The 14,726-nt window shown below is 50.5% G+C and carries 12 protein-coding genes; 7 read left to right on the top strand and 5 right to left on the bottom strand.

Features of this window, described 5'->3' with window-relative positions; translation table 11 throughout:
• Nucleotides 1-69 precede the first annotated feature (69 nt).
• From HGH92_RS25960 to HGH92_RS25930, 7 genes are all read left to right on the top strand, one after another.
• Nucleotides 70-978, top strand: coding sequence for a LysR family transcriptional regulator (locus tag HGH92_RS25960; RefSeq protein WP_168873725.1), 909 nt, complete (start codon nucleotides 70-72; stop codon nucleotides 976-978).
• A gap of 21 nt (nucleotides 979-999) precedes the next feature.
• The gene (locus HGH92_RS25955) at nucleotides 1,000-1,479 is read left to right on the top strand and encodes a nuclear transport factor 2 family protein (protein WP_168873724.1); all 480 of its coding nucleotides are present in this window, start codon (nucleotides 1,000-1,002) and stop codon (nucleotides 1,477-1,479) included.
• 120 nt (nucleotides 1,480-1,599) lie between these two features.
• On the top strand, nucleotides 1,600-4,047 hold the full coding sequence (locus HGH92_RS25950) for a TonB-dependent receptor domain-containing protein (RefSeq protein ID WP_168873723.1): 2,448 nt from the start codon (nucleotides 1,600-1,602) through the stop codon (nucleotides 4,045-4,047).
• A gap of 18 nt (nucleotides 4,048-4,065) precedes the next feature.
• Nucleotides 4,066-4,557 (top strand): MarR family winged helix-turn-helix transcriptional regulator, encoded by a 492-nt coding sequence (locus tag HGH92_RS25945; RefSeq protein WP_168873722.1) that lies wholly within the window; start codon nucleotides 4,066-4,068, stop codon nucleotides 4,555-4,557.
• Between the two features lie 159 nt (nucleotides 4,558-4,716).
• Nucleotides 4,717-5,136, top strand: a complete 420-nt coding sequence (locus HGH92_RS25940; protein WP_168873721.1) for a hypothetical protein — start codon at nucleotides 4,717-4,719, stop codon at nucleotides 5,134-5,136.
• On the top strand, nucleotides 5,124-5,669 hold the full coding sequence (locus HGH92_RS25935; RefSeq protein WP_168873720.1) for a hypothetical protein: 546 nt from the start codon (nucleotides 5,124-5,126) through the stop codon (nucleotides 5,667-5,669). Before HGH92_RS25940 ends, HGH92_RS25935 begins: the two co-directional genes overlap by 13 nt.
• Nucleotides 5,599-6,477, top strand: coding sequence for a hypothetical protein (locus tag HGH92_RS25930; protein WP_168873719.1), 879 nt, complete (start codon nucleotides 5,599-5,601; stop codon nucleotides 6,475-6,477). Before HGH92_RS25935 ends, HGH92_RS25930 begins: the two co-directional genes overlap by 71 nt.
• A gap of 55 nt (nucleotides 6,478-6,532) precedes the next feature.
• Here the strand turns inward: HGH92_RS25930 and HGH92_RS25925 are convergent, their stop codons facing one another.
• The 5 genes from HGH92_RS25925 to HGH92_RS25905 form a co-directional block, all read right to left on the bottom strand.
• On the bottom strand, nucleotides 6,533-7,672 hold the full coding sequence (locus HGH92_RS25925) for an efflux RND transporter periplasmic adaptor subunit (protein WP_247655051.1): 1,140 nt from the start codon (nucleotides 7,670-7,672) through the stop codon (nucleotides 6,533-6,535).
• A gap of 60 nt (nucleotides 7,673-7,732) precedes the next feature.
• Entirely contained in the window at nucleotides 7,733-11,005 is a 3,273-nt protein-coding gene (locus HGH92_RS25920) for an efflux RND transporter permease subunit (RefSeq protein WP_168873717.1), read from the bottom strand.
• A 65-nt stretch (nucleotides 11,006-11,070) separates the two neighbouring features.
• Nucleotides 11,071-12,465, bottom strand: a complete 1,395-nt coding sequence (locus tag HGH92_RS25915) for a TolC family protein (RefSeq protein WP_168873716.1) — start codon at nucleotides 12,463-12,465, stop codon at nucleotides 11,071-11,073.
• Nucleotides 12,466-12,644: 179 nt separating this feature from the next.
• Nucleotides 12,645-13,955 carry a sensor histidine kinase gene (locus HGH92_RS25910; RefSeq protein ID WP_168873715.1) on the bottom strand — a complete coding sequence of 437 codons (1,311 nt, stop codon included), beginning with the start codon at nucleotides 13,953-13,955 and terminating at the stop codon, nucleotides 12,645-12,647.
• Complete coding sequence (locus HGH92_RS25905; RefSeq protein WP_168873714.1) at nucleotides 13,952-14,635, bottom strand: response regulator transcription factor; 684 nt, start codon at nucleotides 14,633-14,635, stop codon at nucleotides 13,952-13,954. The genes HGH92_RS25910 and HGH92_RS25905 overlap by 4 nt, the downstream gene beginning before the upstream one ends.
• Nucleotides 14,636-14,726: the final 91 nt, after the last annotated feature.

Here is a 14,726-nt window from a genome sequence, read left to right as displayed (position 1 = left end):
GATCAAAGGTAGTCACCGGTCAAACATGAGAAAAATGAATACTTTTCTTACTTTTGATGAAAACTACTCATGATCACTACAAACGATCTTCAGCTGGTGTCCCATATCGTAGCAGAGGGTTCGCTTACCCGGGCGGCCGGGAAAATGTACCTGACACAGTCGGCCCTGAGCCATCAGTTGAAAGACCTGGAAAAAAGAACAGGCCTGCCGATGTTTGAGCGGGTCAACAAAAAGCTGTTGCTGACGGCTGCCGGTCGCAGGGTGATGGAGAGCGCCACCAATATACTGCCGCAGCTGACGCGCCTGCAGGAAGACATACAGGCTTATCGTAAAGGCAAATTACAGACATTACGTATCAGCACGGAATGTTACACCTGTTATCATTGGTTGCCGCGGGTGATCACCGAATTAAAATCGAAGCACCCGCATGTAGAGATCAGCATTGTGGCGGCAGCTACGCAGAAGCCGTTGAATTATCTGCTGAACGGGGAACTCGACGTGGCGATTATCAGTGACAACGCCGCTCCCGCCGGTGTACACACGCATACGCTTTTTCACGATGAAGTGGTGGTGGTGCTGCCGCGTAACCATCCGTTCGTTGGGCATAAAAAATCGCTGACGGCAGAAGACTTTGCCACAGAGCACCTGCTCTCCTATGATGTAGCAGAAGAAGCCGGCACCCATAATATGATGCGGGACTTTTTCCGGGAGTCGCGGCCTAAAGCCATCACCCGGCTGCAGCTCACCGAAGCTATTGTGGAGATGATCCGGGCAGGCATGGGGATTGGCATTTTTGCCACCTGGGCCATTGCGCCTTATCTGCAACACCGGGACCTTATTACCCTGCCTTTGCAAACGCCGATGCGCAAGCGGACCTGGAGAGCTGCTTGCCTGGACAAGAACAATCCGTTGATACGGCAGTTTGTGGAGCATATCCGGCAGTATTTCAAAGCCGCAGACCAGAAACAGTCCAAATAGCGTATTTTAGATTTAAAAAAGATGCGCTATCTGTACCTGACCCTGCCAGCCCTTTTTGTTGTTAACGCCTTGCAGGCCCAATCTGAAACTTCCGGGGTGAAACAAACCATCGATAAGATGTTTACCGCCATGCATAACAGCGACAGCGTGGCGCTCCGCGAGTGTTTTTCCCCTACTGCCGTGTTTCAGACCATTGATGAGCATAAAGGCGGCACTACGGTAAAGAATGTATCAGTAGAACGTTTTGCCAGCATCATTGCGGGTACGCCCAAGGGCGACCTCGACGAGCGTATCACCTATGGCGCTATACAGACAGATGACCACCTGGCTTCCGTATGGACGCCCTATCGCTTCTATCACCAGGGCAAGTTCCATCATTGTGGCGTCAACTCCTTTCAGCTGGTGAAGCTGGGGAAAGAATGGAAAATCCAGTATGTAATTGATACCCGCCGCAAGGATAACTGTGTGGAAGACAATGCCACCCCTCCCCCTGCACAATAGTCCGCCCGGCAATTCACTGAAATTTACAAAACAGCTCCATCCATCAAGGCCGGCGACCGGCAATAAATATTTATGTAAGTAATTACGATTATCGGTGTTCTTTTGCCACCAAAAGCCCCAATGAGACTGTCATATTTGTTTACTTTTATCTTTTTCATTTACGTTACTACTTACACAAATAAAACATTCGGCCAGGCTGGCGGCGTATTTTACAGTATTAAAGGCACCTTCGCCACGACGGACAATACTCCCGCACGGGATGTGGTGGTACAACTGTTGCAGGCAGCAGACAAGAAGCTGGTCAAGCTGGAATACACCGACGCACAGGGAGCCTTCTCCTTCGATCATCTGCCCGAAGGGCAATACCTGATAGCCACCCAGAGCATGGCCTATACACCCTGGCTGTCGGCCACTGTTACACTCAACAAAAACACACTACTCGGCACAATTCGGCTTCAGACCACTACCACCACGCTGCGCGAAGCCAATGTGACGGCCGCCAAACCATTCATACAGCAACAGTATGACAAAACCACCCTTAACGTGGCCGGCTCCATATCCGCCGCCGGCAGTACCGCGCTGGAAGTATTGGAAAAAGCGCCCGGCATCACGATAGATCAGAATGATAATATCGCGATGCGTGGCAGACAAGGCGTGCTGGTAATGATGGACGGCAAACTGGTGCCCATGTCGGGGCAGGAACTGGCCAACCTGTTGCGCAACCTGTCGGCCAACCAGATAGAAAAAATAGACCTGATCACCAATCCATCCGCCCAATATGACGCTGCCGGCAACGCCGGTATCATTGACATACGGCTTCGCAAAGGCCACCAAAGCGGCACTAACGGTAACGTATCCCTCAGCTACGGACAAGGTGTGTACCCTAAAATAAATCCTTCTGTCAACTTCAACAGCAAGATGAAAAAGGTCAACCTGTTCGGTTCCTATAACTACAACTACCGGCAGTTTATGAATGACCTCACCATCGAACGGCAGTTTTATGATGCCGCCGGCCATTACACAGGCGGCATCAACTACGACAACTTTTTCCGGCTTGGCTTTAACACCCACAATGCCAGGCTCGGCGCAGACTATAACATCACACCGGACATCACCGTCGGCGTAGTGGCCAACGGCATCTTTAACAAAGGCAACATCACGTCCGACAGCAGGGCGGAATCCTTCGACATACAACAACAAAAAACCGGTTCATTCACTACCATCGGAGATAACCATCCACAAAGAAACAACGGAAGCATCAACCTGAATTATAAACACCGGCTGGACAGCAGCGGAAAAGAGTTGTCCGTAGATCTCGACTACGCGCGTTTCAGCAACGATGAACTGCAAAATTACCGGACGTCTTACTTTGACCTGCAACAGGGGCAGTCGAAACCCGATTACCGGCTGTTCGGCAACCTCTCCGGAGAGCTCAGCATCAAGTCCGTCAAAGCAGATTATACCCAACCCCTGAAAAGCCTAGACGCGCGGCTGGACGCCGGTATTAAAAGCAGTTGGGTTAAAGCGGACAATGATGTGCGTTTTTTTGACCGGAGCAGCGGAACAGACATACTGGACACCGGTAAAAGCAACCGGTTTGTATATGATGAAAACATCAATGCCGCCTATCTCAATGCTTCCAAAAAGTGGGCGCGTCTGAGCATACAGCTGGGCCTTCGCGTGGAAAACACGATCGCCAAAGGATTACAGGTCACCAATAAGGAAAACTTTGACCGCAACTATACGCAGTTCTTCCCCAGCGGGTACGTTGGTTATGCGTTCAACAAAACACATGATCTCGGCATATCACTCAGCCGTCGCATCAACCGGCCTTCCTATCGTGAGCTGAACCCGTTCAAAGTGTTCCTTGATCCGCTGACCTATTCTACCGGTAACCCCTATCTGAAACCGGAGATCACCAACTCCTTCGAGCTGACACATACCTTCAAAGAGAAATACATCACCAAACTGGGCTTTAGTACCACCACCGATAATATCCTGGAGGTACTGTCTCCCGACAAAGAGCCCAACAGCGTTATTCAAACCGGTCATAACCTCGCCCGGTACAATTATTACAATATAAGTTTCAGTGTACCCTTCACCGTTGGACGGTGGTGGAACAGCACCAACGAAGCACTGGCCTACTATGGCGAATACAAAGGCGATCTGGCCAACACCCATCTGAATGCCAGCAGGGTTTCCTTTAACCTCAACAGCATCAACAGTATCACCATCAGTCCCAATACCACGATGGAACTGACCGCCACCTATAACAGCCGCACCTATTATGGTTTCCTGGACGTGAAAGGCGTATGGTTTATGGGCATCGGCGCACAACGGCAGTTATGGAACAAAAAAGCATCGGTGAAACTGAACCTTTCCGACGTGTTCTTTACCAACTACACCAACGCCGTCACCCGGTTGACCGGCTACGGTGAAACCTTCTTCCAGCGCAGGGACAGCAGGGTATTCACCATAACGTTCAACTACAAATTCGGCGGTAATGGTTCCGGCGGCGGTAATAAAAAGGCCGGTGGCGCCGAAGAGGAAAAACGCCGGGCCGGATAATTTTGCTAAATTGGCTGCATGAATCTGGTAAATGAACTGGAAGAACTGGCGCTGGCCACACGGCTTAAAAGGCTCAGCGAGCGCCTGTCCCAGGATATAAGCAGGATATATAAGGAGTCCGGACTGGACTTTGAAGCGCGGTGGTTCCTGATACTGGAACTACTGGTGCGGCAGAAGCAGTTGAGCGTCACTGAAATATCCGAAGCCTTGCAGCTAACCCACCCTGCCGTAGTGCAGTTTGTAGATCAGTTGCTGGCGCAGGGACTGATCAAAACCACCGCCGACAGCCGGGACAAACGCCGCCGGTTGATATCGTTGTCGGCCGCCGGTAAGCAGATGCACCGGAAGATCAGTCCACTGCTGAACGTTATCCGGGAAGAAAACCGGAAGTGGCTGGAGCAGGCCAGCGCCAGTTTACTCACGGTAATGGGTGAACTGGAGCGTGCGCTCGATGAAAAAAGTATGTACAAGCGGGTGAAGATCAGTCTGCTGGAACAGTCTGACGAGTAGTGCTTTCGCTATAAATAAATGATGCCCGGGTGCTTTGGAAGCGCCCGGGCATTTGTGTGTAAGGGGGAGACTCGTATTTGTTAATCCGTTTAAATTATGACGATTTAAACAAAAAATAAAAATTGAAAACTGATATTGCCGGTATCAAATCGACTGTAAATGAATCAAGACCCAGTGTTCGAGTTCAGCGAACATTTTGACATTACGTTTTTACTGGACCTTTATCAAAACGACATCGACTACGCTCTGGATATTTTCGAGTTTACGCTTTCACACTATCCTACTGCATTAGCGGAACTGCAGGTTTCAGTGCTGGAAAATGATTGGCAAAACGCCGCCGTATTTGCCCATCGCCTCAAAGCCGACATTCGTGGCCTGGGGCTTACACAACAAGGCAACAAGCTGGGACAGTTACATAATCTAATCATCGTCGAAAACGGCAAAGACATCGCCGCCATAAACAAATTGTGCCATGAAATACAATTTTCTTTACTTTCAACAGTACCTATTGTCTGTGATGAGATAAACAGAATGAAACTATACCTTGATACATATCCTCCGAAAATATGGAATTATTAAAAGTACTTTCAATCGTTATACCCAGCCTGACAACCATTTTCGCAATTTTTTACCTAAGGCGCAGCAAACTAAAAATCCTCCGGTATAAAGAAGATATCACCCGGGCCAATGAGGCGCGTCGTGCTACTACCGAACTTTCCACAGGGAACATTGACCAACTGGGGGACGCACTTCAACAATATACCACCGTAGTCCAGGAAACGAAGGATGAACTACGGGCATTAATTCAATTGTTCGATCTTACCAGTAAACAAAAAAGAAATGCCGAGCTGGAATTGCTACGACGGGAATTGAAGACTACCTACGCATCATTGCGTATTCATTTCGACAATGCAGGATTTAAGGATTGTGCCCATTTCATTAAAAGCGATCTATTGGATATTATTATTAAACTACAGAAAAACGGACTGGATGATCCCGACCGATACCAACAAACCATCGACGCTGTAACCATACGGCAGCATGAACTACGTACAGGCATCAACAGGATACTCCTCCGGATGCAGGGATCTCTTGCGCAATCTTATTCATAACATGCAGGTACTTTGCTTTGACCCTACCAATGCGGGCAACCCGTATATTGACAATCTTGCGCACAGTTACCCACATACATTACGAACTGCCGATTACCGGTCTTTCTTATCGGAAGTTAAGTCCCACGCCGTTGACGCTGTTCTCATTGGCTGCAATGACCGCTCATGGCAGGAGATATTGCGGACAAGGCGTATGGTTACAATTGCCCGGCGCAAGCATCCAATCAGCCTGATTGTGATACAACGTTTTTTTGCCGGTCCGCTTCCACCCTGGTTTGTTCGTATTCCTCCGTCATTATATGACTTTCGATTTGACAACTATCTTTCGCCAGCCTTTTTGCCTCAGGTAGTAACGGTACTAGCACACCGGCGAAAACACCTGTTGCGATTACATCAAGACGTTCCCGGCATCAAAGGGATGATCGCAATCGACCAGCGGATGGGCGGGATACTACAGTCTACACTTGCTCTAAACCACTTGATAACTATCCCTACCGAGGTAGATGATAATTTCGAAGCAAAGTTCCGGCATCAGTTTCCCGACTTTGTCGTGTTGCATTGCCACAACAGTGACGGTGATTTCGACATTGTCAGACAGACTACTCATACCATCAGAAGACTGCATCCAGGCTGTATCATCTACCTCACCTGCGCCGATGAAGCGCTGGAATATTATTCATCACGATATCGGTTTCATGAGTATTTTTATGATGAGCTGCTCACCCTTCCGGTCATCGGCAAGCAGTTACTGACAAAGCTCATCAACCATCTGTCCCATCGCTATCATATCAGCTTTCCTGTCTCATAAAAAAGCCCCCATGCATCGCATGAGGGCCACAATGTTCCAGTGAAATGCCGTGCTGTTACTTAGCGCCTGCCACGTTTACGTGTTTGATCGCCGAGCTGTCTCTTATTTCCTCACTGGCTACTTTGATAAGGGTATCATTCAGTGCGAGATCGCCGAATACTTCTGTCTGGTCATCTGTTTTACGGCCGGTTTTTACCGGTACCCAGTGGGCTTTGCCGTCAATCACCTTGATCACAAACACGCCTTGTGTGGAGTTGAGCACCGCTTTGGACGGCACCACAAAGGCGCCTGCATGGTTGCCGGTGAGCGGAATGGATACTTCGGCCACCATACCCGGCAGCAGTTGTTTGTTATCATTGATCACGTCCATTTCGATGCTTTGGGAACGCAGCCGCTCGTCGAGTGCGCCGGACAACCTGCTTACTTTGGCAGTAAATGTCTGGTTGAGCATGGACTTGGTGGTGAATTTCACTTCGCTGTTATCGTTCAGATAACTGTTATATGCTTCGGGGATACTTACTACCAGACGCAGTTTTTTCTGTTCCTGCAGGGTGAAGATAGGCAGGTCGGAGCCTTTACCGGCAGGGCCTACATAGGCGCCTGCGCTCACATTCCTGCGGCTGATCACGCCACTGAAGGGCGCGCGTATTTCGAGGTAGTTGCGGGTATCCCCTACTTCGCGGTAAGACGCTTTGGCAGCATCCAGCTGGGCCAGGTCTGACTTCTGTTTGGCGTAGGCGATGTCCAGATCGTTCTGGGACACGGTGCCGGGTGTTTTGCTGGTTTCCAGCAAGCGGTCATAGGTAGCTTTGCTGGAGAGGTAAATCGCTTCCTGGGATTTGAGGCGGGATTCGGCGCCGGACAACTGTGAGTTCAGTTCCGGTGCTTCCATGGTCACCAGCAGCTGGCCGGCTTTCACTTCGCTGCCCACGTCCACGTACAGCTTTTTAACAAAGCTGCTCACCTTAGCGTATAGGTCTACCCGTTGAAAAGCCACCAATTCACCGGGAATTTTTATGGAAGTAGACAGTTGTCCCTGTTGAAGGGTAAAAGCTTCCAGAGCGGGCGCAGCAGCTGCTGCGCCTTCCTTATGCTCTTTGTCGTCCTTAGCTTCTGTGGAGCTACAGCTCTGCAGGGCCATGGCAGACACACCAACTGATAAAAATATGAGGGCAAATTTTGATGCTGGTTTCATAAAATGATATTTATTTCCTGTAATTCTCATGGTAATATTTATGCTGATGCTTTTTCCGGTTTATCCTTTCATGGGAATATAATGTGTGCTTTCTTCATCTTCCGGATCAAGCGAAACACTTGTTGTTGATGTTTTCCCTTGTCCCCATGCAAATACCAGCGGTAAAATGAACAGGGCGGCAAAGGTGGAAGCGATCAGTCCTCCGATAACGGCACGGCCCAGTGGCGCCGACTGGTCACCTGCTTCACCCAGCCCGCTGGCCATCGGGATCATGCCTACTACCATCGCGAGGGCGGTCATGGCAATAGGGCGCATACGCAGCGCGGCGGCTTCTTTTGCCGATACCAGGGCGTTGCCGTTCGTTTTCCTGATTTGCTCCGCATTGGTGATCAACAGTACCGCGTTGGAGATAGACACGCCCACTGACATGATCATTCCCATATAGGACTGCAGGTTCAGTGTGGAACCGGTCATCATCAACAGCGACAGGGAGCCGAGCAATACCGCCGGTACGGTGGCCAAAACGATCGCAGAGACTTTAAACGACTGGAAGTTGGCCGCCAGCATCAGGAAGATCACCACTACCGCCACCAGCAGGCCACTTTGCAGACTGCCCAACGTATCTATCAGGGTACTGCTAAGGCCGATCAGGTCTACGTTCAGGCCGCGGGGCAGTTCACCGAGGGAGTGAATGGCTTTCTGCACCTCTGTGGACGCGCTGCCCAGGTCTTTGTTGTTCAGGTTAGCCGTTACCGTTAGCATCGGCATGGCGCCCAGGTTGTCATTCTCCCCATAGGTGGTTTCAGGAGTAATGGTAGCTACATCACTCAGGATAGGCCGGGTTGAATTCTTCAGCAAAGGTATTTCACCGATGTCATTTTGAGAAGTAAGTTTACTTTCCGGTACCTGTACCTGTACGTTGTAGCTGAGACCGGCTTTTTCGTCCACCCAGATGTTTTTTTCTGTCAGGCGGGAAGAAGAAGTACTGGCGATCAGGGAACGGGAGATATCTCCCACGTCCACACCCAGTTGAGCTGCCCTTGTCCTGTCTATATTGATATTCAATGCCGGATAGTTCACCGCCTGCCCCAGCTGCACATCGCGCAGATAAGGGACCTGTTTGAGCTTGTCTACCATCTTCAGGGCATATTCCAGGTTCTGCTTTTTATTCCTGCCGGAGAAGCGGACTTCGATCGGGGTAGGCGAACCCTGGCTAAGGATTTTATCTGTCAGCTCAATGGGTTCGAAAGATAACTTCATCACCGGATCGATCTTTTTCACACGATCACGGATTTTATCTTTCAGCTCGTCGAGATTAACATGGTAATCTTCCTTCAGCGCCACCTGCAATACAGACTCCTGCGGGCCGGCCATCCAGAGGAAGATCGGCGCAGTGGAGAACAGCTGCGGGTGGGTACCTACAAAGGCGGAGGTGATAGACACGTTTTCCTTTCCTACGATATCATTCACTGCATTGATCACCTCAATGGTTTTCTTTTCCGTTTGTTCGATACGGGTGCCGTCCGGCTGACGAAGCCGCACCTGGAACTGACCGCTGTTTACTTTCGGCAGTACGTCGCGGCCGATGGTGTTCATCTGTAATGCCACGGCGAGCCCACAGATGACCAGGTAAGCTGCCACGATCACTTTGCGGTAAGGCATCATACGATCGATAAAGCGCAGGTAACGGGCACGTATTTTTTCGAAACGGCCGACTTTACCGTCACGGTTGCTGTCTTCCCTTTCCACCAGCGCTTTCTTCTGGCTCCAGGTATTGCCTTCCTCACCGGCAGCGAGGCCGGCCGCTTCAAATTCCTCCGCATCGGTCATCACACGGCCGTCTTTTTTGTGGTGATGTTTGGATTTCATGATCCAGTTGGCCATCACCGGCACAAAGGTCTGCGCCAGGAAGTAAGACACGACCATGCTGAAACCAATGGCCAGGGCCAGCGGAAGGAACAGGGAGCCGGGGATGCCGCCCATGGTAAAGGCCGGGGCAAACACGGCGAGGATACAAAACAGGATCAGCAGTTTCGGGAAAGCGATTTCCTTACAGGCGTCCCAGATGGCCAGTGCCTTGGGTTTGCCGAGATCGAAGTGCTGGTGTATATTTTCGATCGTCACCGTACTTTCATCCACCAGGATACCGATAGCCAGGGCCAGACCGCTCAGCGTCATGATGTTGATGGTTTGCCCGAACAGGCTGAGAAACAGTATACCGGAGATGATAGAGGTGGGAATGGTAAGGATCACGATCAGCGCTCCGCGGGCATCGCCGAGGAACAGCAATACCATCAGACCGGTAAGGATAGCGCCGATCGCTCCTTCAGACAACAGGCTTTTAACGGAATTGATCACATAGGTGGACTGGTCAAATTCGTAGCTCAGTTTTACGTCATCCGGCAACTGCGCCTGTATCCTGGGCAATGCTTTTTTCAGGTTCTGCACCACTTCCCAGGTAGATGCGTCAGCGGCCTTGGCGATGCTCACATATACAGAGCGTTTGCCATTGATCAGCGCATAGCTGGTGCTCACGTCCGCACCATCTTCCACAGTGGCCACGTCCCGGAGGTAAAGGTTCTGCACCCCGCTTTTAAACAGGGGAATATCTTCAAAGTCTTTGATGGCTTTCAGGGTGGTGTTTGCCGGAGTGAGATAGTTCTTATCACCGATACGGACGTTACCGGAAGGAGCCGTCTGGTTATTAAGCCGCAGGGCTTCCACCAGCTGGTCGGGCGTCATATTGTGGGAACGCAGCAGCTCGGGGTCGGCTTTGATCACGACGGTACGCATGTTGCCCCCGAACGGTGTAGAGCCAACCAGACCGGGAATAGAGGTAAAGGAAGAGCGCACGTACACGTTGGCCAGGTCGAGCAGTTCATTGTTGCTGCGCTTGTCGCTACTGAGCACGAGCTGTCCTACCGGCAAGGTGGAGGCGTCGAAACGGATGATGAAAGGCGGGTTGGAACCAGGCGGAAAGATTGCCTGGATACGATTGGAGAAGGCGCTCACTTCCGCGGCCGCCTGCGCCATGTTGGTACCGGGATAGAAGTTGATCTTGATGAGTGTGAGCCCCTGGATGTTCTTTGTCTCCACACTTTTCACCCCGTTCACGAACAGGAGGATATTAATGTATTGTTTACCGAAGAAGGATTCCATCTGGGTGGAGGTATATCCGCCAAATGGGTGGGAAAGATAGATCACCGGCATATCCAGCTTCGGGAAGATATCAATTTTGATCGTGGTGACCGCTTTGATACCGAAGAAGAACAAACCAGCAACCAGCACCATGATGGTGATAGGTTTACGAAGTGCGAAACGAATAAGGTTCATACTATCTGTTTAATGTCATTGGCCTGGTGGCTTGCCGTTGATGGCCTGCCACCTATATCCATTCGTTAGAGTTCTTTTGCAAACATGTTAAAATCTCCGGAGGCGGAAGCTTTGAGCAACAGCGCCTGCCATACGTTGCTATACGCGATGTCGCGGTCTGTTTCCGCACGGATCAGGGCATAGAGCGCCTGTGTCACGTCTACCAGGTTGGTGAGGCCGTTGCGGTACAGGACGGATTTCTGAAGATATGCGTCAGACGCGGCTTTCACCTGTGACGGCACTTCGTGGTAGTTGTCCAGCGCGTTGGCGATCTTTGTGTCCGACAGTTGCATCTGTGCCCGCAGCTGTTGGTCCGCCAGATCATATTCTGCCTGTAGCCCGGTGCTGATCTGCTTTTGGGCTTTCACCTGCCGGGAGATGCGCAGTGGCTGTGTGAGGTTCCAGGTAACACCTACGCCTATCAGGTAGTTGGTGCGGGTGGGTTTTACGCCGTCCCAGTAGCCATGCGTATAGGCGTTGAGGTTTTGTGCGCCATAGGTGGCGTCAAAGCCGGAGCCCCTGGTCTGGAGCACACCTACCAGTGAAAAGGCAGGGTACATCAGTGTACGGTAGTATCTGGACTGCTCATCGCTGAGGGCGATGCGGCTTTTATACCATTGCAGCAGCGGGTGGCTTTCAATAGCTGCCGTATCGTTCAGCAGCGCCGGCACGCGGGACACAAAAAACGTATCGAGCGTAAAACGGCCGGGAGGCACGCCCATCAGCTGCGCCAGCTGGTTGGCCTGCGTTTGTTCAAAATCGATGGAGCGGGTGAGCGCTATTTTGGCGCTGGACACTTCAGCGTTGGCCTGTGAGGAGTCTACGCCGGCGCTCAGGCCATTTTTCACGCGGGTGACCACCACCTGGCGGAAAGTGTCTGCCCGGCTCAGGTTCTTCTGGTAGGACAGCGTCAGTTTCTGCGCGGCCACCAGGTTTAAGTAAGCAGCTGCCACCTTTACTTCGTGCTGAAATATCTCTTGTTGCCAGTCTTTATTGTCCCGGGCAGCAACTGCTTCTGCTGTTTTTATTTTTTCTTTGGCGCGGCCAAAAGCGAAGAAATCCCAGTTGATATTCGTCAGATACAGCCCACCAAAAGCGGCGTTCCAGTTCTGTTCCGGCAGCGGAGCGCCGGAAGAAGCGGCAGCGAGGCCGCCGAAGCCGTACATAGGACCATTTTGACCGTTGATGGTCCCGTAGTCCTGTTGCGCTGATACGTTGAGGTTAGGCAGATAGTCTCTCTTTGCCTGATCTATGCTGGTTTTAGAAGCAGCAGCATAATTGGATTTAGCCTTAATGGTACCGTAATTATTAATCGCCGTTTGAATAGCATCTTTCAATGTAAGTACCTGCTGGGCTTTCACGGAAGTTGAATGAACACCAATCAGAAAAAGAAGGATCAGCCAGTATTTATTTCCAATCATGTAGGGAGAATTTTGCAGCATGGTATGAACTAAAGTTGTTAATCCGGATACAAAAAGACTCCATCATTTTGAAGCAATTTTGAAGTATTCATTTTTTTGCTCCCGAAGGGAAAATAAAAATGGGCAAGACCGAAAGCCTTGCCCATGAATAATTTCAGCGAATCCAGCTGAATATTTTGCTACGCGGTCACAACCGCCGCCGTTTCAAATTTATCTTGTTCCGCTTCGTTAATGACACTTCCCGGACAAAAGTCGACCTGTAAAATATGCAGCGGCGCCTTGTATTTATAGGACACTTTAAAGTCGCACACCTCGCAGATCTGTTTTACGATGGCCAGGCCAAGGCCCACGCTTTCGCTGCACTGGTTGCTTTTGCGGAAACGTTCAAACAGTTCTTCCGTCGGGGTTTCCGGCGGAAGACCGGTATTTTTGATGACCAGTTTTTCCTGCTTCAGGATGACGTGGATCATGCCGTCCTGCACATTGTGGCGGATAGCATTGCCCAGCAGGTTGTTCATCAGCATATCTGCCAGCACGGGGTGTATCCGGAGCTGGATATTTTTGTCCAGTTCCCTTTTTACCTGAATGTTTTTCATCTCCAGCCTGTCTTCATAAGCTGCCAGCACATCTTTGGCCACGCGGCAGAATTTGATATGTTCCGTCACCGCAAATTCGTTGTTCTCCATTTTAGAAAGGAGAATGAGTGAACGGTTGATCTTCGACAGTTTTTCGATGGCGTGGTGCATATCTGCCAGCAGGGAAGCCTGGTCTTCATCGATATTGGTTTCGCTGAGCAGTTCCAGTTTGCCACGTATCACCGCCAGCGGCGTTTGCAGCTCATGCGACGCGTTCTCGCTGAACTGTTTCACCGCTGTATATTCTTCCACAGCCTTGTCCGTCATCTTCTTCAGGAAGGTGTTCAGCTCCTTGAATTCCTCTGTATTGGTCTGTGGGAAGGTGATCTTTTTCTTCAGGTCGAAGTTGTGTATTTTTTTCATGGTGAGCCGCAGCGTATGCAGGATGCGTTGCGACAGGAAGCGCGCCGACACTGCCACACAGACAATGATCAATAGCAGTTTCCACGCTACCGTGTCCATGATGGCGTTCAGTATCTGGCGGGAAGCCGGGATATAGCTGGAGGTAGTGACTTCATACGGTTTACCGTTGATGGTCATGAAAGTGCTCACTGTGAGGCGGCTTTCCAGGCTTTTGTGATTGCCGTCAGGGTCTGCATCTTTTCTGATGCGGAAGCTGTCTGCTGGCAGGGCCGGTAACAGCGTAAAGGTGGTGAAGGAAGCGTCCCGCGGTATGTTGACCGTCGTGCCATCGGCCATACGGGCCGCCGCTTTTGTATTGACTATTTTCAGGCGGGCAATCTCCACGTCATCGATCTTTCTCTCTATATTATTCAGACAGATATAAGAAGTGATGGGGGTGGTGATCACAATCACGCCCAGAAACCACAATGTAAATTTATCAACCAGTTTCATACTTTGGAAGCATTAAATTTATAACCCAGGCCATACACCGTATCTATATAATCTGCTCCGTTTGCCGCGCTGATTTTCTTGCGAAGGTTTTTGATATGCTGATATACAAAATCAAAATTAGCTAAATTATCGGTATAGTCGCCCCACAGGTGGGTGGCTATCGACTGCCGGGAGAGCACCCTGTTTTTGTTGACCACCAGGTACAGCAGCAGGTCGAACTCCTTTCGGGTGATGTCCAGCAGGATATCGTTGATGGTGGCTTCCAGCGTATCAGTATTGAGCGTGATCTCATTAAAGGTGATGATATTGCTGCCGGACAATTTTTTACGCCGGTAGATGGCCCTGAGCCGGGCATGCAGCTCCGGCAGGTGGAATGGTTTGGTGATGTAGTCGTCTCCCCCACCCTCCAGGCCTCTGATTTTATCGTCCATGGCGTCTTTGGCGGAAATAATGAGCACGCCGCTCTGGATGCCCTGGTCTTTCATGAACTTCAGCAACTCCAGCCCGTTGCCGTCCGGCAACATGATATCGAGCAGTACGCAGTCATATGAATACAGCAACAATTTCTCCTGTGCTTCGTCAAAACTATATGCCAGCTCACAGATATATCCTTCCCTCACGAGAAAGTCATGAATACTGCTGGCGATTTCTTTACTATCTTCTACTACTAACACTTTCATATAAAAGCTAATGTATATGGAGATTTTGAAGCAAATTTGAAAATTTGCTCCGGGCTTGCCGGTTTACCGGGTTGCCGTCAGCGGCCGCGGT

Source organism: Chitinophaga varians (assembly GCF_012641275.1).
Classification (GTDB): domain Bacteria; phylum Bacteroidota; class Bacteroidia; order Chitinophagales; family Chitinophagaceae; genus Chitinophaga; species Chitinophaga varians_A.
This window is presented reverse-complemented; position numbering and strand designations above follow the sequence as displayed.

What these genes read in the sequence shown, in the direction of transcription:
- HGH92_RS25960 (WP_168873725.1), top strand. Translation starts at nt 70, where the DNA reads ATGATCACTACAAACGATCTTCAGCTGGTGTCCCATATCGTAGCAGAG.
- HGH92_RS25955 (WP_168873724.1), top strand. Translation starts at nt 1,000, where the DNA reads ATGCGCTATCTGTACCTGACCCTGCCAGCCCTTTTTGTTGTTAACGCC.
- HGH92_RS25950 (WP_168873723.1), top strand. Translation starts at nt 1,600, where the DNA reads ATGAGACTGTCATATTTGTTTACTTTTATCTTTTTCATTTACGTTACT.
- HGH92_RS25945 (WP_168873722.1), top strand. Translation starts at nt 4,066, where the DNA reads ATGAATCTGGTAAATGAACTGGAAGAACTGGCGCTGGCCACACGGCTT.
- HGH92_RS25940 (WP_168873721.1), top strand. Translation starts at nt 4,717, where the DNA reads ATGAATCAAGACCCAGTGTTCGAGTTCAGCGAACATTTTGACATTACG.
- HGH92_RS25935 (WP_168873720.1), top strand. Translation starts at nt 5,124, where the DNA reads ATGGAATTATTAAAAGTACTTTCAATCGTTATACCCAGCCTGACAACC.
- HGH92_RS25930 (WP_168873719.1), top strand. Translation starts at nt 5,599, where the DNA reads ATGAACTACGTACAGGCATCAACAGGATACTCCTCCGGATGCAGGGAT.
- HGH92_RS25925 (WP_247655051.1), bottom strand. Translation starts at nt 7,672, where the DNA reads ATGAAACCAGCATCAAAATTTGCCCTCATATTTTTATCAGTTGGTGTG.
- HGH92_RS25920 (WP_168873717.1), bottom strand. Translation starts at nt 11,005, where the DNA reads ATGAACCTTATTCGTTTCGCACTTCGTAAACCTATCACCATCATGGTG.
- HGH92_RS25915 (WP_168873716.1), bottom strand. Translation starts at nt 12,465, where the DNA reads ATGATTGGAAATAAATACTGGCTGATCCTTCTTTTTCTGATTGGTGTT.
- HGH92_RS25910 (WP_168873715.1), bottom strand. Translation starts at nt 13,955, where the DNA reads ATGAAACTGGTTGATAAATTTACATTGTGGTTTCTGGGCGTGATTGTG.
- HGH92_RS25905 (WP_168873714.1), bottom strand. Translation starts at nt 14,635, where the DNA reads ATGAAAGTGTTAGTAGTAGAAGATAGTAAAGAAATCGCCAGCAGTATT.